This is a genomic window from Achromobacter piechaudii NBRC 102461, assembly GCF_001571245.1.
Taxonomy (GTDB): Bacteria; Pseudomonadota; Gammaproteobacteria; order Burkholderiales; family Burkholderiaceae_B; genus Achromobacter; species Achromobacter piechaudii.
In genome coordinates this window covers 885,830-912,319 of the sequence record NZ_BCTK01000005.1, presented here as the reverse complement: position 1 = coordinate 912,319, position 26,490 = coordinate 885,830, and the positions used below count along the sequence as shown (strand labels likewise).

The following is a 26,490-nucleotide window of genomic DNA, read 5'->3' as shown; positions in this document are numbered from 1 at the left end:
CTCTTGCTGAAATTCAGTACGGAATGCGGGAAGTGCGGAAAGCGGCGCGCCATCAGAGCGGCGACATCGGTGCGACGGCTTCGGGCGGCACGACCGGCGTCGTGCCATTGACCGCTGCCTGGACGCGGTCCAGCTCGCGGCGCAAGCGCATGGCTTCGCGGCGGCGGCGCATGGCGGCAGGCACGGTCAGCAACAGGCCGAACAAGGCGCCAGCGACGAACACGACCAACATCACGACGATCAGCGGCACATCTTGCACGACGTAGTCCGCGTAGAACTTCACGGCAACGGGATCGGTGTTCTTCAAGGCGAACATCAAGACCGCAACAAACACGAGCAATCGCAGGGCCCAGACTAGATAGCGCATGACGCATGCTCCAGAGAATTCAAGACTGTCAATTGTAAGCGACGTCTTATCCGTCCAAGAAAAAAAATCCCCGACAAAGCGGGACGAATCAAGCCGGAAAAAACAAAGCCCCTTGATTTCTCAAGGGGCCTGTTCTCGGTCCGATCTGCCCGTAGGCAGCCTTTAGACGATGGTGAGTCAGTGCATGGCGTGCAAACTTGCCATTGACGTCATCGTCTCACCCGATCCGGAAGATTGGGCGTCCTCGTCATTGCCGCCGACCAGGTCCACCCGTTCGCGCAATTCCTTGCCTGCCTTGAAGTGCGGCACCTGTTTGCCAGGCACCAGCACTTGTTCGCCAGATTTCGGATTGCGACCGATGCGGGGAGACCGCTGCGACAACGAGAAGCTGCCAAAACCCCGGATCTCGATGCGCTGACCCGAGGCCAAAGCCTGGGTCATTGCATCCAGCACGGTCTTGACGGCGTAATCGGTGTCGCGGGCGGCCAGCTGAGGATAGCGGGCCGCCAAGGCGGCGATCAGCTCCGACTTGGTCACGAATTAACCGTCGTTGCGCTGTTGGTCCAGCTTGGCCTTCAGCAGCGCGCCGAGGTTGGTGGTGCCGGACGAAGCGCTGGCGTCGGACATGCGCTGGATCGTTTCGGCGGTCTCGGCGTTGTCACGGGCCTTGATCGACAGTTGGATCGAACGCGTCTTGCGGTCGATGTTGACGATCATGGCTTCGATGTTTTCACCGGCGGTCAGAACGGTGGTGGCATCTTCAACGCGGCCCGAGGAGATCTCGGAAGCGCGCAGGTAGCCTTCAACGTCCACGGACAGCGTGACAACAGCGCCCTTGGCTTCGACGGACTTGATGGTGCCCGGAACAACCGCGCCCTTGTCAAACGTGGCGACGAAGTTGTTGAAGGGGTCGCCTTCCAGCTGCTTGATGCCCAGCGAGATGCGTTCCTTGTCGGTATCGATGCCCAGAACCACGGCTTCGATCTCGTCGCCCTTCTTGAAGTTGCGCACGGCTTCTTCGCCGGTTTCCGTCCACGACAGGTCGGACAGGTGAACCAGGCCGTCGATGCCGCCAGGCAGACCGACGAACACGCCGAAGTCGGTGATCGACTTGATGGCGCCGCGGACCTTGTCGCCGCGCTTGAAGTTCGTGGCGAACTCTTCCCACGGGTTCTGACGGCACTGCTTCATGCCCAGCGAGATACGACGACGGTCTTCGTCGATTTCCAGGACCATGACTTCGACTTCTTCGCCCAGGGTAACAACCTTGCGCGGGTCGACGTTCTTGTTGGTCCAGTCCATTTCGGAGACGTGAACCAGGCCTTCGATGCCGGCTTCGACTTCAACGAACGCGCCGTAGTCGGTCAGGTTCGTGACCTTACCGAACAGGCGGGTGCCTTGCGGGTAGCGGCGAGCCAGACCCACCCACGGATCTTCGCCCAGCTGCTTGACGCCCAGCGAGACGCGGCTCTTTTCCTGGTCGAACTTGAGGACCTTGGCTTCGACTTCCTGACCCACTTGCAGGACTTCGGACGGGTGACGCACACGACGCCATGCCATGTCGGTGATGTGGAGCAGGCCGTCGATGCCGCCCAGGTCAACGAACGCGCCGTAGTCGGTGATGTTCTTGACCACGCCCTTGACCACAGCACCTTCGTGCAGGGTTTCGAGCAGCTTTTGACGCTCTTCGCCCATGCTGGCTTCCAGCACTTGGCGACGCGACAGCACAACGTTGTTGCGCTTGCGGTCGAGCTTGATGACCTTGAATTCGAGGGTCTTGCCTTCGTACGGGGTGGTGTCCTTGACCGGACGCAGATCCACCAGCGAACCGGGCAGGAACGCGCGGATGCCGTTGGTCATGACGGTCAGGCCGCCCTTCACCTTGCCGGTGATGGTGCCGGTAACCAGCTCGCCGTTTTCCAGGGCCTTTTCCAGTTGCAGCCAGGCCGACAGGCGCTTGGCGCGGTCACGCGACAGGATCGTGTCGCCGTAGCCGTTTTCCAGGGAATCGATGGCCACCGAGACGAAATCGCCGGGTTGCACTTCGAGCTCGCCCTGGTCGTTCAGGAACTCTTCCAGGGGGATCAGCGCTTCGGACTTCAGGCCGGCGTTGACGACGACGAAATTATGGTCGACGCGCACGACTTCGGCGCTGATGACCTCGCCGGACTTCATGTCCTGGCTCTTGAGGCTTTGGGCGAAAAGGTCGGCGAAGCTTTCGCCGCCGGTGGCGGTAGTGGAAACGGAAGACATGGGGTTGAAATCCATTGGGCCGAAATGGCCGTTAAGAACACACCGCAGCGGATTGCCCGCCACAGTGGAGTCAAAATACCTGCCTGCCGGTTTGCCCTGCGGGGTGGCCCGTGGGGGTTGCGCCTGGCTAGGACAGGGCCTAATCAAGTAAAACTTGGGGCCCGAACGTTTTATGGTCCGGGCAATTTCGCATCACAGGTGATGAAAGCGCAGGATCGGAAAAAGACTCTTGCGACCTCCAGCGGCTTTGCGGCACTTCAGCTATTCGCTTCACTGCCGGCCCGTCAGTTGGCTACCGTGGTTGCCTGCCGTTGGGGTTACTTGCGCCGTTGAGGTTGCATGCACCTTGGGGGGTGCCTGCCTTCGGACTGCAACCTTTCGATTGCGGCCCTACCGCTTGCCTGCCTGCTGCCAAAAATCCAGTATTGCCTGCACCGTCTCTGCAATCGTCAAATTGGACGAATCCAGTACGTGTGCGTCTGCTGCGGGAGCCAGCGGCGCCGTGGCGCGTTCGGTATCGCGGGCGTCTCGCTCGCGCATGTCTCGCAGAAGGTCGTCTAGATTAGCAGAAATTCCCTTTTCGATCAACTGCTTACGCCGCCTCTCGGCCCGAGCCACCACGTCGGCGACCAGGAAGACCTTCAGCGAGGCGTCCGGGAACACCACGGTGCCCATGTCACGACCGTCGGCAACCAGCCCCGGAGGCAGGCGAAACGCGCGCTGACGCTCTAGCAAGGCCCGGCGCACGCCAGGGAACGCGGCGACGCGAGAGGCGAAATTACCCACCTCTTCGCGCCGGATGTCATGCCCGACATCGACGCCGGAAAGGTACACGTGCGGGCCGTCAAAACGCACATCCAGCGTTTCGGCCACGCGCGCCACGCCGGGCTCGTCGTCAGCGGCTACGCCCTGCTTGATAGCCGCCAGGGCGGTCAGGCGATACAGCGCGCCGCTGTCCAGCACGGCCCAGCCCAACGCCTTGGCGACGCGGTGCGCCACCGTGCCCTTGCCGGACGCAGTGGGGCCATCGATCGTGATGACGGCAGCGGGAGTTTCAGTCAATGAAGTCGAAGTCATGTAGAGGAGTGCGCGCTAGGCCGACACGAGGCTTGCGTAAACATCAAAGTAACCCGGGAACGTCTTGCTGACGCAACCGGGGTCCAAAATTCGGACGGCGGCGGGCCCGAAGGCCGCCAGCGAGAAGCACATGGCCATGCGGTGATCGTCCCACGTGCCGATGTGGGCGTCGCGCCAGGCGTCCTGGGCCGGCGGAATCACGCGCAGCCAATCCGGCCCCGATTCCACCAGCGCGCCCAGCTTTTCAAGCTCGGTCTGCATGGCGTGGATGCGATCCGTTTCTTTCACACGCCAGCTTCCGATATTGCGCAGGCGGCACGGGCCGTCGGCGTACAACGCCAGCGCCGCGGCCGTCATGGCAGCGTCCGGGATCAGGTTGAAGTCGGTGTCGAATGCTTTCAGGCGCGCGCCATCGGCAACGCGTACGCCCGAAACCTCGATCCAGTCCGGGCCGTAACTCACGTTGGCGCCCATCTGCGCCAGCGTGTCGGCAAAGGCCACGTCGCCCTGGATGCTGTTCGCGCCCACGCCCGTCACGCGCAGCGGCCCGCCGCCAATCGCGCCCAGCGCCAGGAAGTACGACGCGGTGGACGCATCGCCTTCCACCGCGATCTGGCCCGGGCTGCGGTAGCCGGCCCCGCCTTCGATCACGAAGCGGCTCCAGCCCTCGCGCCGCACCTGCACGCCAAAGCGCGCCATCAGGTTCAGCGTGATTTCGATATAGGGCTTGGAGATCAGCTCGCCTACGACTTCGATCGTGACGGGCTTGCCGCTACGTCCGGCCTGTAGCGGCGCGGCCAGCAACAAGGCTGTCAGGAACTGGCTGGACACGGACCCCTGCACGCGCGTCACCGCGTCGTCGGCAATTTGACCTTGGCCGATATGCAGCGGCGGATAGCCGGGCTGGCCCAGGTAATCGATGCGCGCGCCCAGCGCGTTCAACGCGTCGGCCAGGTCACCGATGGGCCGCTCGTGCATGCGCGGTACGCCCGACAGGCGGTAGTCGCCGCCCATCAGGGCCAGCGCCGCCGTCAGCGGACGGATCGCGGTGCCGGCATTGCCCATGAACAGGTCCGCGCTTTGCACGGGAAAGCGCCGCACCCCTTCGACCGTAACGCGGCCGGCATCCAGGTCGGACACCTGCACGCCCAACTGACGCAGGGCAGCCAGCATGACGCGCGTGTCATCGGAATCAAGCAAGCCGGTAATCAGCGTGCTGCCTTCGGCAATGGCCGACAACAACAGCACGCGGTTGGAAATGCTCTTGGAACCGGGCAAGGCCATCACGCCATGCGCCTGCCGCACGCGCGGCAGGTCCAGATAAGGCAAAGCGCCCATGTCAGCTACTCCTTTTGCCAGTTGCGGCGCGCCTGGGCCGCGGAATCCAGCAATGCCAGCAACGCCGCGTCGTCGCCGTCGGCGATGGCGCGTTCGGCGCGATCCAGCACGGCGCGCACATCGGCAAGCTCTGCCAGCATCGCGTCGCGATTGGATAGGAAGATATCGCGCCACATCTCGGGCGAACCCGCCGCGATGCGCGTGAAATCACGAAATCCGCTACCCGCCAGATCCAGGCGGGTTCGGGCATCGGCGGCCGTGGCCACCTGCTCCATATAGACCGCCGACAGCAGATGCGGCAGATGGCTGACCGAAGCCAGCACGCGGTCGTGCGCGTCGGCGTCCATATTGATCACGCTGGCGCCGCAGGCCTGCCACGCACGCCGCACCAAGTCGATGGACTCGGCGCTGTTCTGGGGCAATGGCGTCAAGATGACGGTGCGCCCGCGATACAGCGCGGCGTCGGCCGCTTCGGGGCCCGTGCGTTCCGCGCCGGCGATCGGGTGCCCTGGCACGAAACGCCCGACTTGATCGCCCAGCGCCTCGCGCGCTGCGTCGACCACCTCGGCTTTGGTGCTGCCTGCATCGGTCACGACCGTCGCCGCGCCCAAATGGGGCAGCATGCGCGACAACACGTTTTTCAGACCACCGACCGGCGTGGACAACAGGACGATATCGGCGCGCTTGGCCGCGTCTTCGGCGCTGACTGCCTCATCGATCAAACCAAGCTCGACGGCGCGGGCCAGCGACGCGGCATTGCGCCCCACCCCCAGCACGCGGCCCACCTGCCCGGCCTGGCGCAATGCCGCGGCGAAGGAACCGCCAATCAAGCCCACGCCTACGACGGCCAATACAGGAATCAGGGGGCCAGCGGCCCCCTGATCGGAAGAAGGTAACGCGTCGTTCATGTGGCCAGGATGTCGGTCAGGGCATCGATGAAGCGGGCATTCTCTTGCGGCAAGCCGATAGATACGCGCAACCATTCCGGCAGGCCATCGCCCGCCACGGGGCGCACGATCACGCCGCGCTTGAGCAGTTCGAGATTGATGCGGGGCGCGTCGCCCACATGCACCAGCACGAAGTTGCCGAAGCTGGGCACATAGCGCAAACCAAGCCGGTCGAACGCCGCGCATAGCTGCGCCTTGCCCGATTTGTTCGACTCATAGGCCTCTTGCAGATAGGCGGCGTCGCCCAGTGCAGCGATTGCCGCAGCCTGCGCCAGCGTGTTGACGTTGAAGGGCTGGCGAACGCGGTTCAGCAGATCGGTCAATGGCGGCTGGGCCACCGAGAAGCCCACGCGCAGTCCGGCCAGGCCATAGGCCTTGGAGAACGTGCGCGAGATGATCAGGTTCGGAAAACGGCGCGCCAGCGCGGTGCTGTCGAAGCGGTATTCCGGATCCAGGTATTCGTTGTAGGCCTCGTCCAGGACCACCGTGACGCGGTCGCCGTGAGCGGCGTGCACGCGCTCAAGGAAGGACGCCACCTGATCGCCAGGCACGAAGGTGCCCGTGGGGTTGTTCGGATTGGCGATGAACAACAAGCGCGTGTCGTCCGCGATGGCGTCGAACATTGCGTCCAGATCGTGGCCGTAGTCTTTGGCGGGCACCACGATGTGGCGCGCGCCGCGCGCCTGCGTGGCCAGCCGGTAAACGGCGAACGAGTGTTGCGCGTACACGGCCGACGATCCGGGTTCCAGCAGCGCCAGCGCCGCGATTTCCAGGATGTCGTTCGAGCCATTGCCCAACGTGATCCAGCTCATCGGCACGCCATAACGCTCGGCCAGCGCGGCTTTCAGATCGAAACCGTTGGGGTCCGGGTAGCGGGCCAGGGACTCGGCGGCAGCCAACATGGCAGCGCGCGCCGACTTGGGCATGCCCAGCGGGTTTTCGTTCGAGGCCAGCTTGACGATGCCGGCCGGATCCAACCCGAATTCACGGGCCAGTTCTTCGATGGGCTTGCCTGCTTGATATGGGGCGATGGCGCTGACGTGCGCGGGGGCAACGAGTGGCTTGGATGCGGTGGTCATGGTGGGGCTCACGGCGCCGGGTAGGAACCCAGCACCTTCAGGTAGGCAACCTGCGCCTGCAAAGTGGCAAGCGCGCGCTCGACGTTCGGATCGTTGCGGTGACCCAGCACGTCAACGTAAAAATAATATTCCCACTGGCCAGTGCGCGCGGGACGCGACTCGAAGCGCGTCATCGAAACGCCATTGGCAGCCAGCGGCGCCAACATTTCATAGACGGCGCCGGCGCGGTTCGGCACGGCCAGGATCAGGCTGGTCTTGTCCTTGCCGCTGACCAGCGGCTGGATATTGCCGATGGCCAGAAAGCGGGTGCGGTTGTGCGGATCGTCCTGGATGCCGGCCGCGATGACCTGAAGATTCCAGGCCGGCGCAGCCACTTCGCCCGCAATCGCGGCGATGGTCGGGTCCCCCGCCGCGGCTCGCGCCGCCTCGGAGTTGCTGGACGCGGCAACGCGGTCCACATCGGGATAGTTGCGCGTCAGCCAACCCTGGCATTGCGCCAGCGCCTGCGGATGCGCGGAGATGGTCTTGATGCCCTCCATGCTGCCCGACTGCGACATCAGGCAATGGCGGATGACCAGCGAACGCTCGCCCAGAATCGTGAGCGGCGTATTCAGCAGCAGGTCCAGGCTGCGGTTGACCGCGCCTTCAGTGGAATTTTCGACGGGCACCATGCCCACGTCGGCCTGCCCACCCTCGACCGCGCGAAACACCTCATCGAACGACACGCACGGCAGCTTTTGCACGGCATGGCCGAAATGCTCCAGCGCGGCCTGCTCGGAAAACGAGCCTTGCGGACCGAGATAGGCGACCGTCATGCCACGCTCCAGCCCGCGACAGGCCGAGATGATTTCAGTCCATACCGAGGCCACGCCCGCATTCGGGAACGGACCGGGGTTGATCTGCTGCAAGCGGCGAATGACTTCGGCTTCGCGCTCGGGGCGCAACACCGGGCCGTCCGCTTGCGCGGCGTGCTTGGCCTCGCCCACTTCCAGCGCGGCGCGAGCGCGCTGCGAGAGCAGGTCAAGGATCTGCGCGTCCAACGCATCGATGCGCTCACGCAAGGGACGCAGCTTGCGCTGCAGATCTTCATCCATAGCGGCGCTCGAATTCCTTCAGGTACTCGACCAACGCGGCCACCCCGGCAAGGGGTACGGCGTTGTAAATGGAGGCACGCATGCCGCCCACGCTCTTGTGACCCTTCAACTGGGTCAGACCAGCGGCATCGGCGCCTTGCAGGAAGGCGTCGTTGAGCGATTCGTCACGCAGTACGAACGGCACGTTCATGCGCGAGCGCACGGGCGCGTGAATGGGATTGCGATAGAAATCGCTGCTGTCCAGGTAGCCGTACAGCAGGTCGGCCTTGGCCTTGTTGGCGGCTTCCATGCCCGCGACGCCGCCGTTCGCCTTGACCCACTTGAACACCAGGCCGGCGACATAGATGGCGAAAGTGGGCGGCGTGTTGTAGCGCGAATGCTCGGCTGCGACGTTGGCGTAATCGAACGCCGACGGGCAGATCGGCAATGCGTGACCGATCAGGTCGCGGCGGGCGATCACCATGGTGACGCCAGCCGGGCCGGCATTTTTCTGCGCGCCGGCATACACCATGCCGCAACGCGCGACGTCCATCGGACGCGACAGGAAATGCGACGAGGCATCGACCACCAGAGGCACGTCCGGCGCGCCCAGCGCGGCGGTGTCGGGCCAGTCCATGAACTCGACGCCACCGATGGTTTCGTTGCTGCAAAGATGCAGGTAGGCCGATTCCTTGCGCACGTTCCAGGTGTCGACGGGAGGCACCCAGGTCAGCGGCGCCTGCTCGCGTCCATCCAGCTGGATGGGCTGCTCGCTGCTGGCCGCCACATGCGTGCTGCCGTAGCGGCCTGCTTCCTTGTACGAACGCTTGGACCAATGGCCCGTCACGACGAAGTCGGCGGCAGGCGTGCCACGGCGTCCCATGAGATTCATGGGAACGATGGCGTTCTCCCCGGAACCTCCGCCTTGCATGAACATGACCGCGTAATCTGCGGGCAGGCCCAGCAGGTCACGCAGATCGGATTCCGCTTCGTCGCAGATCTGCACGAAGTGCTTGCCGCGATGGCTCATTTCCATCACCGACATGCCGCTGCCGTGCCAATCCAGCATCTCAGCTGCTGCTTGCTGCAATACCACCTCGGGCAAGGCCGAGGGGCCTGCCGAGAAGTTCCAGGGGCGGGCCATTATTGCTCCGTAGGTTCCGTCGAATCCGCTGCGCCGTTGGTATCGTCGCCGCCTTGCGCCTGACCGTCTTCGGCCTGGACATCTTCGTCCAGTTCGCCGTCGTCGTCCGCGTCGCTTTCCACAACACGACGCACGCCGGACAGCGTGCTGCCGTCATCAACGTTGATCAGCGTGACACCCTGCGTCGCGCGGCCCATTTCGCGGATTTCCGCGACACGGGTACGCACCAGGACACCGCCGGTGGTGATCAACATGATTTCATCAGTCGGGTTGACCAGCACCGCGCCCACCACCTTGCCGTTACGCGAGGTGGTCTGGATGGCGATCATGCCCTTGGTGCCACGGCCGTGACGCGTGTATTCGCCGATCGGAGTGCGCTTGCCATAACCGTTTTCGGTGGCGGTCAGCACGGTCTGCGTTTCGTCGCCGGCAACCAGCAGCGCGATGACGGTCTGCGTTTCTTCCAACATCATGCCGCGCACGCCGCGGGCGTTGCGGCCCATCGGACGCACATCGTTTTCGTCAAAGCGCACGGCCTTGCCCGAGTCCGAGAACAACATGACATCGTGCTTGCCGTCGGTGAGGTCGGCGCCGATCAGGTAGTCGCCGTCGTCCAGGTCCACGGCGATGATGCCGGCCTTGCGCGGATTGGAGAAGTCGGACAGCGGGGTCTTCTTGACCGTGCCGCGCGACGTCGCCATGAAGACGTAGTGATCTTCGCTGAATTCCTTGACCGGCAACACCACGGTGATCTTCTCGCCGTCAGCCAGCGGGAACATGTTCACGATCGGCTTGCCGCGCGAATTGCGGGTGCCTTGCGGCACTTCCCAGACCTTCAGCCAGTACACGCGGCCGCGGTTCGAGAAGCACAGCAGGTAATCGTGCGTGTTCGCGATGAACAACTGATCGATCCAGTCGTTTTCCTTCATCGCAGTGGCCTGCTTGCCGCGTCCACCGCGCTTTTGCGAACGGTATTCGGACAACGGCTGGCTCTTGATGTAGCCACCGTGCGACAGCGTCACGACCATGTCGGTGGGCGTGATCAGGTCTTCGGTGTCGAGCTCGGTCGCGTTCAGTTCGATTTCCGAACGGCGCGAATCCTTCGTGTTGGTCGAGAATTCGGCCTTGATGGCTTGCAGCTCGTCGCTGATGATGGTCGTGATGCGCTCGGGGCGCGCCAGGATATCCAGCAGGTCGGCGATGGTGGACATGATGTCCTTGTATTCGCCGACGATCTTGTCCTGCTCAAGCCCGGTCAGGCGTTGCAGGCGCATGTTCAGGATTTCCTGAGCCTGCGTATCGCTCAAGCGGTACATGCCGTCGCCCTGCAGCCCGAATTCCGTGCCCAGATCATCGGGACGGAAGGCCGCGCGGCCGCCGGGGGTGTCGCCATCGGCGCGCGAGAGCATGTCGCGAACCAGGGACGAATCCCACGATTTGGCCATCAATTCCTGACGCGCGACGGGAGGCGTCGGCGCAGCCTTGATGATCGCGATGAAATCGTCGATGTTGGCCAGCGCAACGGCCAGGCCTTCCAACACATGGCCGCGCTCGCGCGCCTTGCGCAGTTGGAATACCGTGCGGCGGGTGACGACTTCGCGGCGATGCTGCAGGAAGTAGTCGATCATCTGCTTCAGGTTGAGCAGGCGCGGCTGGCCATCGACCAGCGCCACCAGGTTCATCCCGAAGGTGTCTTGCAACTGCGTGTTCTTGTAGAGGTTGTTCAGCACAACCTCGGGCACTTCACCGCGCTTGAGCTCGATGACCAGGCGCATCCCGTCCTTGTCGGACTCGTCGCGAATGTCGGAGATGCCTTCGATCTTCTTGTCGTTGACGAGTTCGGCGATACGTTCCTGCAGCGTCTTCTTGTTGACCTGGTAGGGGATGGCGTCGATGACGATGGCTTGGCGATTGCCCTTTTCCATGTCTTCGAAGTGCGTCTTGGCGCGCATGATGACGCGGCCACGACCCGTGCGATAGCCCTCGCGCACGCCGGACATGCCGTAGATGATGCCACCCGTGGGGAAGTCCGGCGCCGGGATGATCTCGATGAGTTCATCGACCGTGCAGGCCGGATTGCGCAGGCAGTACAGGCAGCCGTCGACCACTTCTTGCAAGTTGTGCGGCGGAATGTTGGTTGCCATGCCCACCGCAATGCCCGAGCTGCCGTTCACCAGCAGGTTGGGCAGGCGCGAAGGCAACAGCAGCGGTTCTTGTTCGCTGCCGTCGTAGTTGGGGCCGAAGTCCACCGTCTCCTGGTCGATGTCGGCCAGCAGCTCGTGGGCGATCTTCGCCAGGCGGATTTCGGTGTACCGCATCGCGGCGGCGTTGTCGCCGTCGATGGAGCCGAAGTTGCCCTGGCCGTCGACCAGCATGTAGCGCATGGAGAAATCCTGCGCCATGCGGACAATGGTGTCATAAACGGATTGGTCACCGTGGGGGTGGTATTTACCGATCACGTCCCCGACGATACGCGCCGACTTCTTGTAGGCGCGGTTCCAATCGTTGTTCAGCTCATGCATCGCGTAGAGCACGCGCCGGTGGACGGGTTTGAGCCCGTCCCGCACATCCGGTAGCGCACGCCCAACGATCACGCTCATCGCGTAATCGAGGTAACTGCGGCGCATCTCTTCTTCCAGCGAAACCGGAAGCGTCTCCTTGGCAAAGGAATCCATATATATAACGACAGAATCGTGTAAGGAGGAACCCGGGCCGGGTAAACAGGAAATTCTATCATTCGATTCCATTCCCGTTTGCGGCCGCCGCTTACGGTGTACCGCAAGGCGGCCGGTCGGCCGATGGACCTGGACGGTTGATCGGCCGCCAGCCGCGCCCGCCGGCCCTGTTGTCAAAAACCAACATGGAAAACCGAACGAGCGCCGAAATAGCCGTATCCAGCGTTAATGCGCCTCTCCAGGGAAGCCAAAGGTGCCCAAATGCCTTAAGATTGTTTCCAGCACGCAGGAAACCCAGTAGCTAATCCTTTGAACCAGCTCTTGGCGTTGCTATACTGGCCCCGTTTTCCTGATATGCGGCGGGGGTTCGCTGCGAGTCACTTATCCAGCTTCAAGCTCAACGAGGAGAAACATGAACAAACCCTCCAAATTCGCTCTGGCGCTCGCCTTCGCCGCCGTCACGGCCTCTGGTGTAGCTTCCGCGCAAACCGTGGACAACTGGCGCAACCCGTTCGGTAACGTTTGGAAAAACGGTACGAACGAACTGTGCTGGCGCGATGCTTTCTGGACCCCTGCCACCGGTATCCCCGGTTGCGACGGTGTCCCGGTTGCACAACAGAAGGCGAAGCCGGCCCCGATGGCGGCAAAGGTCGTGTTCAATGCTGACACGTTCTTCGACTTCGACAAGTCGACCCTGAAGCCCGAAGGTCGTCAGCTGCTGGATCAAGTCGCCCAGCAAGCTCGCGGTATCGAGCTGGAAACCATCATTGCTGTTGGCCACACCGACTCGATCGGCACGGAAGCCTACAACCAGAAGCTGTCCGAGCGCCGCGCCGCTTCGGTCAAGACCTACCTGGTCAGCAAGGGCATCGACCCGAACCGTATCTACACGGAAGGCAAGGGTGAGCTGAACCCGATCGCTTCCAACAAGACGAAAGAGGGCCGCGCCCAAAACCGTCGCGTTGAAATCGAAATCGTGGGTAGCCGCAAGTAATTGCCGGACTAGCTACAATAAGGGGCCTCGCATAGCGAGGCCCTTTTTTTCGCCCGTCATGCACCAGCTTGGTGCCGTGACGCGTGGCTGCCGCCTCCCTCTATATATAGCGTCGCCTTTCGCTGGACCTTCCCATGACCACGCAAATTCACGACTCCGACCGCCCTGCAGTCAATGCCGATCAGGCTGAACTGGACAAGTTCAGCGCCCTGGCCAGCCGCTGGTGGGATCCCGAAAGCGAGTTCAAGCCGCTGCACGCGATCAATCCGCTGCGGCTGGAATGGATTCAGGAATGCGCGGGCAACCTGGCTGGCAAAAAGGTGCTGGACGTCGGGTGCGGCGGCGGCATCCTGTCCGAAGCCATGGCAAGAGGCGGCGCGGAAGTGACCGGCATCGACTTGGCCGACAAATCGCTCAAGGTGGCGCGCCTGCACGGCCTGGAATCGGGCGTCAAGGTGGAATATCGCAAAGTTCCCGTGGAAGAGCTGGCTGCGGAGCAGCCCGCTCAATATGACGTGGTCACCTGCATGGAAATGCTGGAGCACGTACCTGATCCGGCCTCTATCGTGCGCGCCTGCTCGACGCTGGTGAAGCCGGGCGGCTGGGTGTTCTTTTCGACGCTGAACCGCAACGCCAAGTCGTTCCTCTTTGCGATCGTCGGCGCTGAATACGTCCTGCGCTTGCTGCCGCGCGGCACCCACAGCTATGACCAGTTCATCAAGCCCAGCGAACTGTCGGCTGCGGCCCGCGCCGCGAACCTGGAACCGGTGAGCATGCGCGGCATGGAATACAACCCCATTACGCAGATCTACTCGCTGTCGTCCGACACTTCGGTCAACTACCTGATGGCTACCCGCAAATGAGCGCTCTGATCCTGTTCGACTTCGACGGCACCCTGGCCGATACCGCCCCCGACCTGGCCGCCGCCGCCAACCAACAGCGCGTTCGGCGCGGCCTGGAGCCCATGGCCTACGAGGCCCTGCGCCCGGTGGCCTCGCAAGGAGCGCGAGGCTTGCTGCGCGTGGCGTTGGACCTGGCGCCCGGGGATCCCGATTACGAGCCGACGCGCCTCCAGTTCCTGGAAGACTACGCCGCCAGCTCCACGGTACACAGCAAGTTGTTCCCGGGCATCGAGCAATTGCTGACTGATATCCGCGAACGCGGCCTGTCCTGGGGCATCGTCACCAATAAAGTGACGCACCTGACTCTGCCGATTGTGGAATTCCTGGACTTGACACGCGACAGCGCCGTGCTGGTCTGCGGCGACACGACCGCGCACGCCAAACCGCACCCCCTGCCCTTGCAGCATGCCGCGCGCGAAGCGGGCTTTTCCACCGACCGCTGCGTCTATGTGGGCGACGACCTGCGCGACATCCAGGCGGCGCACGCAGCCGGCATGCCCGCCGTGGCGGCCGCCTATGGGTACGTCGGCGAAGAAGACAACATCGTCAGTTGGCAGGCCGAAACCTGCGCGAACACGCCTGAAGAACTCTGGTCGGCAATCCATCCCTTGCTGCCCAGCGACCTACGCTGAGATGGGATCAGGCGGGCCGCAACGGCCCGCCGTAGCACCCTCCCCGCTGGTCGGCTCGCCGATTAGTTGTTCAGGGTGAATAATCTTTCCGCACATGCCCGCTTTATCCGACTTTTGAAGTCCCTTAAAGTGTGAACCGTGCAAAGCAGTCGGGTGCTTCCCGATTGCCGATCCGGCCGATGCCGGAGGTGGCCAGGTCCACTGCACCACCCCATTCCCTTCATGCCGACGTACCAACCCCGTCGAGCATTGCGCCCGGTTCCTGCCGCCGCGCTCCTCAGACCTTTTCACTCACCACGCCCTGCCCCGCGTGTCGCCATTTGGCGTCGCGCCAGAGGAATGCCTATGCTTTTGCCCATCCTGCTACTTTCCGCCGCCGGCTTCACCATCCTGACCACCGAATTCCTGATCGTGGGCCTGCTACCTGCGCTGGCCCGCGACCTCGATGTGACGGTTTCTCAAGCGGGCCTGCTGGTATCGCTGTTTGCGTTCACGGTTGCCGCGACCGGCCCATTGCTGACCGCCTTGATGGCCAATATGGAACGCAAACGCCTGTTCATCGGCGTGTTGGTTCTGTTTGGCGTGTCGAATGCCGTCGCTGCCCTGGCGCCGAACATCTGGGTCATGGCCGTGGCCCGTTTCGTGCCGGCACTGGCCTTGCCCGTGTTCTGGTCACTGGCCAGCGCCACCGCCGTTGAACTGGTCGGCCCCGCCCGCGCGGGCCGCGCCATTTCGATGGTCGCCTTCGGCATCGTGGCCGCCACCGTGTTCGGCATCCCGATCGGGGTGTTGATCTCGGATGCGTTTGGCTGGCGCGCCGCATTCTGGGTGCTGTCGGGCGTGGCGTTCGCCAAAGCCCTGCTGCTGTTGTTGACCTTTCCCAGCACGCGGATCCGCGCCGACAGCGTCAAGCTGGTCACCCAGCTGAGTATCCTGCGCGACCCGATCGTGCTGGGCCACGTCATGCTGTCGCTGCTGGTGTTCACTGGCATGTTCACGGCCTACACGTACCTGGCCGACATGCTTGAGCGTCTGGCCGGATTCAACGGCCAGATCGTGGGCTGGACGATGATGGCGTTTGGCGCCGTGGGCCTGGTCGGCAACACATTGGGGGGCCGCATGGTCGATCGCAGCCCCTTGGGAGCCACCGCGCTGTTTTCATCCCTGATGGCGGCGGGCCTGGTATTCGTGGCGCCGGTCATGCAGTCGCACGGGTTGCTCGCGATTGCCTTGGGCATGTGGGGCATTGCGCAGGCGGCCCTGTTCATCGTATGCCATGTCCGGCTGATGAAGGCGGCGCCCCAGGCACCGGCCTTTGCCGCTTCGCTGAACATTTCCGGAGCCAATATCGGCATCGGCCTGGGAGCCGTCGTGGGCGGCAACGTCATCGACCACTATGGACTGGCGTCGCTGGGATGGGCTGCCGCGCTCATCGTCGCGGTTTCGGTGGGACTGGCGCTGGCGCTGATGGCGGCGTCGCGGGGCCGGGCGACCTCCGATGCCGCCTGCGCCAACGCTGCGTAGGCCCGAGAATTCAGAATCCCCTGCGCGCTGTCGCCACCGCGCCACGGCACATAAATAGGCCGGTTGACAGTGCAGCAGGCTATGACGTTTACCAGTACAATAGAAAGTTCTTGGGGCCGATCCGGATTCGACGTGGGTCGCGAAACAACTCAGGGCATGCCGAGCACCAGTTCGCTCGTTAAACCACTGGAAACACTACAAACGCCAACGACGAGCGTTTCGCTCTCGCCGCTTAAGCGGTGAGCCGCTGCACTGATCTGTCCTTGGGTCAGGCGGAGGAAGGCAACTTCCTAGGGGGGTAACCCTCGAACCGCAGCAGCGACATTCACAAGGAATCGATCTGCGCTGGGGTCACACGGCTCAGATTTAAATTACGTGAATCGCTTTGGTCCGGCCTGTCGGTTGGCTAAGTCCAAAGTTAAAACTAAATAAATCGACTACGCATGTAGAACTGATTGCAGAGGGCTTGCGGACGGGGGTTCAATTCCCCCCGGCTCCACCAAAATACCCTAGTGCTATCAAGCACTTGAAAAAGGCCAACCCTTAAAGTTGGCCTTTTTTTTCGGCTGTTTTTTGTGTCTATTCGGTTAATCAGATACTGAGCCACGTCACCAGCGGCGACAGCGACAGCACCAGGCCAACCCACGCAATCTTGCTGTTGTCTTGATGAATGGCATAGATGCCGAAACCCACCCCCGGCAGGCCCGGCAGCAATTCGAAGACGATGTAGGGCCACAGCCCCAGGTGCATCACCACCCACCAGTGCAGCCAGGCAGTCGCGACCCCGCATATCAACGCGACGACGCTGGAGAAAGACCACCCCAGATTGCGCAGCATATTCAAGTTTCCCCTACGCCAGACACCGGATGTTAGCGGACGATGCGCCCCCCGCTCGCTATAGGGCAGCCTATATGTCGCTGAATATCCCAGTTACGGAAATAATCCGTCACATATTACGAATACTTTCAAGACATAATTAACGCCACCAAGCTTTTGGGAAGGGGTCATCTTGTGATGAAAGTCCTATCCATCTTCGGGACCCGTCCCGAAGCGATCAAGATGGCGCCGCTTGTCACCGCGCTTTCTATAGAGCCGACGATCCAAAGCGTAGTGTGCGTGACCGGCCAGCACCGCGAGATGCTGGACCAGGTGCTGGCGCTGTTCGAATTGCGCGCCCAACATGACCTGGACATCATGGTGCCGAACCAGACGCTGAACGGCCTGTATGCACGGCTGATCTCGCGCGTAGATGACGTGCTCCAGACTGAACAACCCGATTGCGTGCTCGTGCACGGCGACACCAGCACTGCCTCGGCCTGTGCACTGGCCTCGTTTCACCGGCGCGTGCGAATCGGTCACGTGGAAGCCGGTTTGCGCACCGGCAATCTGGCGATGCCTTTCCCCGAAGAAATGAACCGGCGCGTCGTCGATGCCGTTGGGGATTGGCTGTTCGCCCCCACCGCGCAATCGCGCGCCAATCTGCTGCGCGAAAACCTGGCTGGAAAAATCACCGTCACCGGCAATACCGTGATCGACGCGTTGGCGATGACTTGCGCCAAGCTTGATCCGACCGGTCCTCTCGCGCGCGACCTGGCAGCCCGCTACGACTGGCTGGACCCGTCGCGGCGGCTGCTGCTGGTTACCGGCCACCGACGCGAAAGTTTCGGCGGCGGCTTCAAGAACATCTGTGCGGCGCTGTCGGAACTGGCTCGCCGCACGGATCTGCAAATCGTCTATCCGGTGCATTTGAACCCACAGGTGCGCAACGTGGTCATGACGGATCTGGCCGGGCTGTCGCACGTGCATCTGATCGATCCGCTGGATTACCTGGACTTCGTCTGGTTCATGCAGCGCGCCCATCTCATCCTGACCGATTCGGGCGGGGTGCAGGAAGAAGCGCCCTACCTGGGCAAGCCGGTGCTGGTGATGCGCGACGTGACCGAGCGGCCCGAGGCGGTCGAGGCCGGCACGGTGGCGCTGGTCGGCACCGATACGGGCCGCATCGTGGCGCAGGTGAATCGGCTGCTGGACGACGGCGACCTGCATGCCGCTTACTCGCGGCGCATCAATCCCTACGGCGACGGCCGCGCCAGCCAACGCATCGTGGATGCGCTATGCGGGCGCGCGGTTTCCGAATTCGATCCTTATGCGACGGCAAAGGGGGCCGCGCCGGAGCCCACCTCTTGACGCCTCGATCTCCGCTGAATTCCCCGATCAGATCCGCCCCAATACTGCCCAATTCGCCTGACGTCATTCGCGACGCATTCCGCCCCGGAGCCCCCATGCACCCAAGCGCCCTGCCCGTTCCCGCCGCCCGAGTCCTTTGCCGCGCCCTGATGATGGCGGGGATGATGCTTCCCCTGACCGGTCTGGCCAGCCCCGCCGGCGACGCGTTACGGCGCTTGCAGGGCGACGACTGGGTGACCCGCAGCACCACGCTTCAAGACTTGGGCGTCAAGGAACCCGTCGTTCTCAGCAACAGCGACGCGCGCCAGGAGTTCTATCTGCCCGTGCCGCGCGGCGTGCCCATCTCGAACGCCACGTTATCGTTCGACGCCAAGTACGCCAAGGGGGAGCCTGGGCGGACCACGATGGTGCTTTGGGTGGACGGCGTGCCGCAGACCGCGGAACGCATCGCCGATGGAGACGGGTCGGCATCCCGGACTCTGGGCATCGAGCCGCAGCGCCGTGAGTCCGGCTTCCTGCGGCTGGGCGTGGATTGGCAGTCCGAGATTGCATTGCGCCGTTGCGAAAGCAACCGCGCCACCGCCAACGCCTTGACCATATCGCCGCAAACGCGCCTGAGCTACCGCTATGACGCCTCGGCCATCGGCAGCCTGGATGACGCCTGGGGCACGCTGCCCGGCCAGCCCGTGCTGATGGTGGCGGGCGCCAAGCTGGATCAGCAGGCTTTCGACAGCGCCTGGCGCCTGGGCGTGGCATTGGAGCGCGCGGGCAAGCGCGTCATGGTGCGGGCCTTTCCGTCGGTAGGCGACCAGGTCGACACAAGCGGCTTGCAAGCACCGGCCGGCCTGGAACAGGTCGCGGCGTTCGCCGCCGTCGCCAACAAACCCGCCTACAAACTGGCCAGCCCCGCCGAGATAGGCGCGCTGCTGGTGCTGGGCGCACCCGCGGTCAGCGGCGACGTGGTGATCGCCGACGCCGCGCTGCGCGGCCGGTACAACGAAGCGCTGGACGCGCTGGCTGCGCAACTGGCCTCGGATGCCGATGCATCGGCCGCATTCAAGGCATGGCGCCAGGCGCGCATGCCTTTGGCGGGCGCCGACCTGCCCGCGCAGGATATCCGCTTGCTGCCGCTGGGCCGGCAGGCGGTGATCGCCGTAGCGGCCGGCGCCGGCGCGCAAGCGGCTGGCGTCTTCGACAGCGCGTGGCGCCGCATCCTGGTCACCCGGCAGGTCAACGTCAAAGCTGCGACGACGCCGCAGACCTTCGCGGACGGCGCGGTGCGCCTGACCTCGCTGGGCGGGTCGGCCACCAGCTTTGATGTCGTGGCGCGTGGCGATTGGACTACTACATTCCCGCTTGGGACCGTATCCTCCGGCGGCCAGATGCCCGATGAACTGGTGCTGGACCTGGCGGCCGCGCCCGGAGCGTCGTCGACGCGCCCCGTGGCGTCCGTATTCTGGAACGGCATTTTGCTGGCGGCCCGACAGATGGACGCCGACGGCAAGCCGGAACGCCTCACCGCCCGCGTGCCAGGCTATGCGCTGGGCGTGAACAACGCGGTGCGTGTCCAATTCCAGCGCCAACCCGTCTCGGTCGATTGCAATGAAATTCCGCAGGGCTACCCCGTCAGCGTGCTGCCCACCAGCTATGTAAAGCCGGGCAAACCTCAGCCGGACGGCACGTTCGTCGGACTGTTGCCGCTCATGGCAGGCACCCCGCAAGTGATCGTTCCCGACAGCTATCTGGCCGACGCGCCCGACAACATCAAGCGCGTGATCGGCATTGCGGCGGCCAGCGGCGTGTCGCCCGTGCGCGCACAATTGTCCGTGACGCCAGCGGGCCAGGCGGTCAAGCCCACGCAGGCATTCCTCGCGATGGAAGTGCCGGTGGACGGCGCCAAGCCCATGGTGCAGGTCACCGACCGCAAGCAACTGAAGGTGGACGGCAAGAACGCAACGTGGCTGGACATCTCCGGCCTGGACCATCTGAGCACCGCCGAAGTGGTTCGAGGCAATGGCCAGGACGGATTGCTTTGGCACACCATCGGCCGACACCCCGGCATGGTGGACGCGCCCTTCGTGCTGAACCGCGGCGACGTGGCCGTCATCGGCGCCAGCGGCCCGATCGCCTGGATAGACAGCGCTAATCCCGAAGCCAGTTCCCCCCTGGGCGCGGGCGATAGCGCGTTCTTCGAATGGCGTCGATACATCGCGTGGAGCGTGCCCGCGATCAGCGTCGCGCTGCTGGTCCTGATCTTCATCCTGATTCTTGCGCGGCGCGTGAATCGCAAGAAAAACAGCGGCAACCCGTAAGCCCGGACAGCGCCATGCCTTCGCTTTACTGGCCCTACTTCATCGCGGACTATTACCGCGGGCTGGAAGTCGTGACCGCCATCGTGGGGGTCATCATCCTGCTGTCCAGCCTGGATGACCTGTTCATCGACGGCTGGTTCTGGTTGCGCGAACTGCGACGGTCTCTGACCATCAAGCGCCGCTACGCGGCGTTGACCGCCGAGCAGCTGCGCGCCAAGCCCGAGCAGCCCCTGGCGATCATGGTGCCGGCCTGGCTCGAGTACGACGTGATTTCGTCGATGCTCGAGACCATGGTGTCCACGCTGGAATACAAGGACTACATGATCTTTGCCGGCACCTACCAGAACGATCAGCGCACGATCGACGAGGTAGAGCGGATGCGGCGGCGCTACCGCAAGCTGATCCGCGTGGAAGTGCCGCACGATGGGCCCACTTGCAAGGCGGACTGCCTGAACTGGATCGTGCAGGCCATCTTCGCGCAGAACGCGAAACAGCCGGTGCCGTTTGCCGGCGTCATCCTGCATGACAGCGAAGACGTGCTGCACCCGCTGGAACTCAAGTACTACAACTACCTGCTGCCGCGCATCGACTTCATCCAGTTGCCGGTCACGTCGCTGGAACGCCACTGGCACGAACTGGTCGCCGGCACCTATATGGACGAATTCGCCGAGTGGCACACCAAGGACCTGGTGGTGCGCGAAAGCCTGTCCAAGATGGTGCCATCGGCCGGCGTGGGCACGTGTTTCTCGCGGCGCGCGCTTGAACAGCTGGCCGAGGAAACCAACAATCAGCCGTTCAACACCGACACGCTGACGGAAGACTACGACATCGGCGCGCGCCTGGCCCAACGCGGCATGAAGCAGATCTTCGGCAAGTTCGAGGTGGAATACGTCACTCGTCGACGCGCCTGGTTCGGACTGGGGCGCGAAAAAATATCCACCGTCCGCATGCCGCTTGGCGTGCGCGAATATTTCCCGAACACGTTTCGCACGGCGTATCGGCAAAAGGCGCGCTGGACGCTGGGCATCGGCTTGCAAGGATGGCAACAGGTGGGCTGGACCGGCTCGCTGGCCAATCGCTATTTGCTGTTTCGGGATCGCAAGGGGCTGGTGACATCGTTCGTCGCCATTCTGGCCTACGTGTTGCTGGCGAACTTCTTCGTGTTTTTCCTGGCCGACAAGTTCGGATGGTGGAAGGTCTATTACCCCTCGTATTTCCGGCCCGGCGGATGGCTGGTGACGCTGATGTGGCTCAACGCCATCGCGCTATTGCTGCGGGTCGTGCAGCGCGCTTACTTCGTGGGGCGCATGTATGGATGGGAGCACGCCGTGCTGTCGATTCCACGCATGATCGTGGGCAACTTCATCAACGCCATGGCAGCGGCGCGGGCCTGGCGCCTGTTCATCGCCCATCTGGTCACCGGCAAGCGACTGGCCTGGGACAAGACCATGCACGATTTCCCCAGCACCGATCAGCTATCGCAACAGCGCCAGCGGCTGGGCGAACTGCTGCTGTCCTGGCAGGCCATCGACCAGGACACGCTGGCGCGCGCGCTTGAGATCCAGGCCCGCGAGAAAAAGCCCTTGGGACAGATCCTGACCGAACAAGGCTGGCTGGACGAAGGCACCTTGAACGAAGCCATCGACTTTCAACAATCGGGGCAGCTGACGCCGCCGCCGCACTCCGACGATAAACCCGCGACGACATGACTCCGTTGACCCGCTCGCTTATCTTGTCCGCCGCCCTGGCTTGCGTGGGCACCGCCCCGCTCGCCACGGCGCAGACCGCTTTGAAAGCGGAGGCTCCGCTGGAAGGCGCGGCATGGCGGTTCGCCGAAGAGGCGTATAAGAATTTCGATGCCGGTAAATTCGATCTAGCCGCCAAGCAGGCGGCGTCGGCCCTGGTATTGCGGCCCGACGTGGAACGCCTGCATCTGCTGCTCATCTACGCACTGCAAAAACAAGGCAAGTTGAAAGAGGCCGATCAGGCCGCCGCCGACACCATCAAGGAGGGCATCGATACGCCTGCGTTGCGACAGGCCCGCGCCAACCTGAGCCCGCCGACACCGACGGCCGCGCCGGCCCCCACGGCGGCCCCCGCAGCGCCCCCCCCGGGCTCCCGCTGCGTCGGCCTACAGCCGGGGCTATCCCATCGCCACCCGCGCCTACGCCGATTACAAACGTGGCGACTACCCCGCCGCCGCGCGTGGCGCCGAACAGGCGTTTCGAATCGATCCCAAGCAAGGCGCATGGGCCATGCTGTGGCTGGACTCTCTGGAGGCCCAGAACCAGTACGCCCAGGCCGAAGCCGCCATCGACAAGGCCATCGCGCTTGGCGCGCCAAACAAAAAAGATCTGGCCGCGCGCCGCCAGACGATGCAGGCGCGGACGGCGGCCAAGCAGGCGGACGCGGCCTATCAGGCATTGAGCGACAACCGCGCGCACGACGCCGTGCCCTTCGCGCGTCAGGCCGTGGCGGCCGCGCCCGGCAATGCCAGCTACCGCATGCTGCTGATCACCGCGCTGATGCAGGCCGACCAGTTGGCCGACGCCGAAGCCGCCGCCACCGACGCCCTGCAGTCAGGTGGCGACAGCGGCGCGGCGCTGGTCATGCGCGGCTATCTGCGGCAACGCCAGGGCAAGACCGATCTGGCGAATGCGGACTTCGACGCCGCGCTCAAGCAGGGCTCGCTGACCGACGCCCAACGCCGCAACATCCGTCTGCTGGCGGCCGACGCGGCGCTGGCGGCAGGCGAAAATGCCCGTGCGCTGGCGTTGATGGCCCCCTTGGATAACCGCGGTGTCCAGGACGACGCTGCCCAGGCGCGCGTCAAGCGCGCGCGGTCCCGACCCGCCATCCCCGCGACCCTGACGCTGACCAATTACCCCGCCCCTGTGCAGGACTGCCGCAACACGCCTTCCGGTGCCTATTGCGAACTGCTGCCGTCCGACGCGGCTGGCAGTGGTGGCCCGGCCGCCCTAGCCTATGCTGCCTATGCCCGCGAAGATTACGTCGAGGCCATCGCCCAGGCCCGCAAAGCCGTTGCGCAAGACCCCGGCAATCAGGAATACCAGCGGCTCTTGACGACCACGCTCGCGGCCGGAAACGGCGCGCAATTGGCCGAAGCCAATCAGCGCATGACCGAAGCCCTGGCGGCGCAACCGAATGACCCGACTCTGCTGATGCAGCGTGGTTATCTGTACCAGCGCATGAAGCAGCCGGCGCTGGCGTTGCAAGACTTCCAGGCCGCGCGCGCCACCGGCAAAGCGCCGCCCACCGTCATTCTGGACGAGGGCTACGCGCGCGCCGGCGCAGGCGACAAGCGCGGCGCGGTAACCGACCTGAAGCAGGCCATCGACCAGGCCGACGCCGGCACGCTGGAGTTGACGCCGCAACAGCGCTTTGACACCCGCAGCGGCATCGCAGAACTGTCGCGCGAATGGGGCGGTTACGTGTCCGCCGGCTATCGGGGAGCGCGGCCGGCCTCCGCAGGACTGGGCGGCGCGGCGATCACCGTGCCCGGCGACGCCATCTTCAGCACGGCTGAAATCTTCTGGCGGCCGGCCGATTTCCTGAACTCGGCCACGCGGACCTTCGAACTCTACGGCCGGTTCTCCAACACGTTGTATGACAAAGGCGGCACCACCACGGGCCAGACCGTGACCGACCCTTGCGGCGGCAGCATCGATGTGGCCGAAACCCGCAACCAGGGTGTCGCCGGCTTTCCCACGACGATCGGATCCTTGGGCATGCGCTTCACGCCGTCGACCGAAGTGGGCCTGACATTCGGTATCGAACGCCAATTCAACCTGGGCACCGCCACGCGTCGAGGCACCTTCAGCCCCGCGCCGGCCGCCCTGCGTTGCGCGCTGAATCAGGCAAATCAATCGCCGCACTACGAGACCACCGCCGACAATGACGCGTGGCTGGCCTACGTCACCTATGGCTTGTACGAAGGCACCACGCTGCGTATTGACCGGCCCGACTGGTTCACGATGGAAGGCTATGTGCAGGCGGGCTATTCGTGGCAGGACATGCCGGCCAAATTCTGGTTGCGCGACAACGCTACGGGCGAAGACGGCGACAAGGTCTCGGGCCGCCTGAAACGCGACCAGGCATTCGGCGCGGGGGAACTGCGCGTAGGCCGCAGCTATCGGGTGGATGCCTTGAGCGACCGGCTGGTGTTCTTTCCCTACGCCGTGGTGGGCGCCGACTGGTTGTGGAACAAGAACCGCGCCAATGCGAACTTCGGCGACCAGTCGTATTCCGTGGACCAATTGGGCAATGGCTCGTCGTGGTCGCTGGGCGCGGGCCCCGGCTTCAATGTGCGCTACTGGTTCCGCGAGGACCACTACAACGCGCCGCGCTCCTATCTGGATCTGACCACGCAATACCGATTCAACATTGGCGGAGGCGCGGCAGATCGGGCGCGGGGCCTGTTCATCAACCTGACGCTGTCTTATTGAGAAAGGACTGCGTCGGCTGGCGATGAGCGCCCAACGCATGCACGCCCTGCCCCGACACCCTCACACACGCGCGTCGAGCCATGCGCGCATCAGCGCCTTCGCCTCCGGCGTGTTGTCGATGACCCAGGGGTCGATCGCAAACGCCACCACGCGCTGGGCGCCGTAGCTACGCGCCACTTCCCACTGCTGCTTGACGCGATCGAAGTCCGCCGACCGCGCCTTGAAGGTAGACCCGTCGGTGCTGCCCGACGGCAGTTCTTCGAACAGCTCCAGGATCAGGTCGAACGAGGCCCGGCGCGCCAGCAGCATGTCGTGCAGCGGTGCCAGCGCCTGGTAGTTGGCAAGGCCGGACACGCCCACGCCGTCCTGGATCATGGGATGTATGGCCACCCGGTCCAGGATGGCGCTCCAAAGACTCATCAACGAGCCTTTGCTGGGCAGACGGGAATGGTAGGTGGAAATGCAGGGCGGCCGCCCCCGGCTGGTGGCCTGCGCCACGCGCGAGAGCCCGTCCAGCCACGGAATCAACAAGGCCTGCCGTTCAGGAGAGGCCCAGTTGTATTGCTCCAGCTCGTAGGGCAGATACCAGCCTCGGAACGCTTTGCGCTTGGGCCAGCCCACCGCTTGCATGTAGGCCACGCCACGCGCGCGGGTGTGGTCCAGGTAAGCCGCCAAGGCCGTCGGGTTGGAACCCGCCAGCATGTCCCACCAGCGCTGGTCGTAGGGCAGGCCCACGTGCACGCCCAGGCCCTGGTGTTCGGCCTCGTCGAAAATCATGCGCAGCACGGCATCGGACGCCATCCAGTCGTCCGGCCGGCCGCCTTCCAGGCCCACCCATTGCAGGAAGATTTCGCGGCATCCCAGGCGGCGATACGCCGACAGCCGCACGCGCCAATCGTCCGGCGTCAGGTCCAGGTGGCTGCGCCACAGTTGCAGGAACGTCGCGTTCAACGACAGCGGCGGCGCACAGGCGGCCAATGGCGCCAGCGCACCCACGGCCAGCGCCTGCAACAGGCGCCGGCGAGTGGGAGAGGCAAGCAGTGGGCGTTTCAGGGGGTGGTCCGTCCCGCGCTCTTAGCCCCGGCTGCCGAACATGCCGGACAGCGAAGCCAGCAGATCGGTCGGGTTGAAGCCCTGGCCGGGCTGCACTTCGCCTTGCGGCGTGGCCTTATCCACCAACTGCGGCAATAGCGAGGACAGCGAACCCAATACCGAATCCGTATCCTGGCCGGTTTTGGCGGCCAGTTCATTGACGACGCCAGGATCCAGCACCGAGCCCAACTGGTCGGGACTGACGGGCAGGTTCGGCCCGGTGCCCACCCAGGACGCCACGATTTCGTTCAGGCCGCCCTTCTGAAAACTGGCGATCAGGCCAGTGATTCCTCCGGGATATTTATTCAATTGTTCGATCAGCGCCGGCAGCAGCGATGCCGAACCTCCTTGCTGACCGCCACCGGCCATCGAGGCCAAGGTATCCAACAGGCTCATCGCAGTGCTCCTGAAAAGTCGGAAAACCAGTA

At 64.0% G+C, this 26,490-nt stretch carries 21 protein-coding genes and 1 other RNA gene; 9 read left to right on the top strand and 13 right to left on the bottom strand.

The features are described from left to right. Positions 1 to 52: 52 nt before the first annotated feature. From API01S_RS10790 to gyrA, 10 genes are all read right to left on the bottom strand, one after another. Entirely contained in the window at positions 53 to 367 is a 315-nt protein-coding gene (locus API01S_RS10790) for a LapA family protein (protein WP_006218211.1), read from the bottom strand. Between the two features lie 177 nt (positions 368 to 544). Next, positions 545 to 904, bottom strand: coding sequence for an integration host factor subunit beta (locus API01S_RS10785; protein WP_006218210.1), 360 nt, complete (start codon positions 902 to 904; stop codon positions 545 to 547). A 3-nt stretch (positions 905 to 907) separates the two neighbouring features. After that, the gene (rpsA, locus tag API01S_RS10780) at positions 908 to 2,620 is read right to left on the bottom strand and encodes a 30S ribosomal protein S1 (protein ID WP_026382780.1); all 1,713 of its coding nucleotides are present in this window, start codon (positions 2,618 to 2,620) and stop codon (positions 908 to 910) included. Between the two features lie 390 nt (positions 2,621 to 3,010). Continuing rightward, complete coding sequence (gene cmk / locus API01S_RS10775; RefSeq protein WP_006218207.1) at positions 3,011 to 3,697, bottom strand: (d)CMP kinase; 687 nt, start codon at positions 3,695 to 3,697, stop codon at positions 3,011 to 3,013. A 15-nt stretch (positions 3,698 to 3,712) separates the two neighbouring features. Continuing rightward, the gene (gene aroA, locus API01S_RS10770; protein ID WP_061304448.1) at positions 3,713 to 5,035 is read right to left on the bottom strand and encodes a 3-phosphoshikimate 1-carboxyvinyltransferase; all 1,323 of its coding nucleotides are present in this window, start codon (positions 5,033 to 5,035) and stop codon (positions 3,713 to 3,715) included. Between the two features lie 5 nt (positions 5,036 to 5,040). Continuing rightward, on the bottom strand, positions 5,041 to 5,943 hold the full coding sequence (locus API01S_RS10765; protein WP_050727780.1) for a prephenate dehydrogenase: 903 nt from the start codon (positions 5,941 to 5,943) through the stop codon (positions 5,041 to 5,043). Further along, complete coding sequence (gene hisC / locus API01S_RS10760; protein ID WP_061304446.1) at positions 5,940 to 7,061, bottom strand: histidinol-phosphate transaminase; 1,122 nt, start codon at positions 7,059 to 7,061, stop codon at positions 5,940 to 5,942. Before hisC ends, API01S_RS10765 begins: the two co-directional genes overlap by 4 nt. 8 nt (positions 7,062 to 7,069) lie before the next feature. Further along, complete coding sequence (pheA, locus tag API01S_RS10755; RefSeq protein WP_061304445.1) at positions 7,070 to 8,155, bottom strand: prephenate dehydratase; 1,086 nt, start codon at positions 8,153 to 8,155, stop codon at positions 7,070 to 7,072. Beyond that, a complete protein-coding gene (gene serC / locus API01S_RS10750; RefSeq protein WP_061304443.1) occupies positions 8,148 to 9,278 on the bottom strand; it encodes a 3-phosphoserine/phosphohydroxythreonine transaminase in 1,131 nt (376 codons plus the stop codon). Before serC ends, pheA begins: the two co-directional genes overlap by 8 nt. Beyond that, complete coding sequence (gyrA, locus tag API01S_RS10745) at positions 9,278 to 11,953, bottom strand: DNA gyrase subunit A (protein WP_006218201.1); 2,676 nt, start codon at positions 11,951 to 11,953, stop codon at positions 9,278 to 9,280. The genes serC and gyrA overlap by 1 nt, the downstream gene beginning before the upstream one ends. Before the next feature lie 412 nt (positions 11,954 to 12,365). Between gyrA and ompA the strand changes: the two genes are divergently transcribed. The 5 genes from ompA to ssrA all read left to right on the top strand — a co-directional run bounded on the left by ompA (position 12,366) and on the right by ssrA (position 16,507). Then, complete coding sequence (ompA, locus tag API01S_RS10740) at positions 12,366 to 12,947, top strand: outer membrane protein OmpA (RefSeq protein ID WP_006218200.1); 582 nt, start codon at positions 12,366 to 12,368, stop codon at positions 12,945 to 12,947. Between the two features lie 134 nt (positions 12,948 to 13,081). Further along, entirely contained in the window at positions 13,082 to 13,810 is a 729-nt protein-coding gene (gene ubiG, locus API01S_RS10735) for a bifunctional 2-polyprenyl-6-hydroxyphenol methylase/3-demethylubiquinol 3-O-methyltransferase UbiG (RefSeq protein WP_006218199.1), read from the top strand. After that, positions 13,807 to 14,481 (top strand): HAD-IA family hydrolase, encoded by a 675-nt coding sequence (locus API01S_RS10730; protein ID WP_061304441.1) that lies wholly within the window; start codon positions 13,807 to 13,809, stop codon positions 14,479 to 14,481. The genes ubiG and API01S_RS10730 overlap by 4 nt, the downstream gene beginning before the upstream one ends. Positions 14,482 to 14,826: 345 nt before the next feature. Next, a complete protein-coding gene (locus API01S_RS10725) occupies positions 14,827 to 16,005 on the top strand; it encodes an MFS transporter (RefSeq protein WP_006218197.1) in 1,179 nt (392 codons plus the stop codon). Between the two features lie 112 nt (positions 16,006 to 16,117). Then, positions 16,118 to 16,507: a transfer-messenger RNA gene (gene ssrA, locus API01S_RS10720) on the top strand. 89 nt (positions 16,508 to 16,596) lie between these two features. On the opposite strand, the gene API01S_RS10715 is transcribed toward ssrA, so the two are convergent. Continuing rightward, positions 16,597 to 16,842, bottom strand: a complete 246-nt coding sequence (locus API01S_RS10715) for a hypothetical protein (RefSeq protein WP_006218196.1) — start codon at positions 16,840 to 16,842, stop codon at positions 16,597 to 16,599. 177 nt (positions 16,843 to 17,019) lie between these two features. On the opposite strand from API01S_RS10715, the gene wecB reads away from it, so the two are divergent. From wecB to API01S_RS10695, 4 genes are all read left to right on the top strand, one after another. Then, positions 17,020 to 18,192: a non-hydrolyzing UDP-N-acetylglucosamine 2-epimerase gene (gene wecB, locus API01S_RS10710; protein WP_061304439.1), complete on the top strand. Its 1,173-nt coding sequence runs from the start codon at positions 17,020 to 17,022 to the stop codon at positions 18,190 to 18,192. A 95-nt stretch (positions 18,193 to 18,287) separates the two neighbouring features. After that, on the top strand, positions 18,288 to 20,504 hold the full coding sequence (locus tag API01S_RS10705; RefSeq protein ID WP_061304438.1) for a cellulose biosynthesis cyclic di-GMP-binding regulatory protein BcsB: 2,217 nt from the start codon (positions 18,288 to 18,290) through the stop codon (positions 20,502 to 20,504). A 14-nt stretch (positions 20,505 to 20,518) separates the two neighbouring features. Next, on the top strand, positions 20,519 to 22,213 hold the full coding sequence (locus tag API01S_RS10700; RefSeq protein ID WP_061304435.1) for a glycosyl transferase family protein: 1,695 nt from the start codon (positions 20,519 to 20,521) through the stop codon (positions 22,211 to 22,213). A 546-nt stretch (positions 22,214 to 22,759) separates the two neighbouring features. After that, entirely contained in the window at positions 22,760 to 24,970 is a 2,211-nt protein-coding gene (locus API01S_RS10695; RefSeq protein ID WP_254598562.1) for an NfrA family protein, read from the top strand. Positions 24,971 to 25,030: 60 nt separating this feature from the next. On the opposite strand, the gene API01S_RS10690 is transcribed toward API01S_RS10695, so the two are convergent. Together API01S_RS10690 and API01S_RS10685 are read right to left on the bottom strand one after the other, a co-directional pair. Further along, on the bottom strand, positions 25,031 to 25,981 hold the full coding sequence (locus API01S_RS10690; protein ID WP_084802409.1) for a DUF4434 domain-containing protein: 951 nt from the start codon (positions 25,979 to 25,981) through the stop codon (positions 25,031 to 25,033). A 63-nt stretch (positions 25,982 to 26,044) separates the two neighbouring features. Next, positions 26,045 to 26,458, bottom strand: a complete 414-nt coding sequence (locus tag API01S_RS10685) for a YidB family protein (RefSeq protein ID WP_039882946.1) — start codon at positions 26,456 to 26,458, stop codon at positions 26,045 to 26,047. Positions 26,459 to 26,490: the final 32 nt, after the last annotated feature.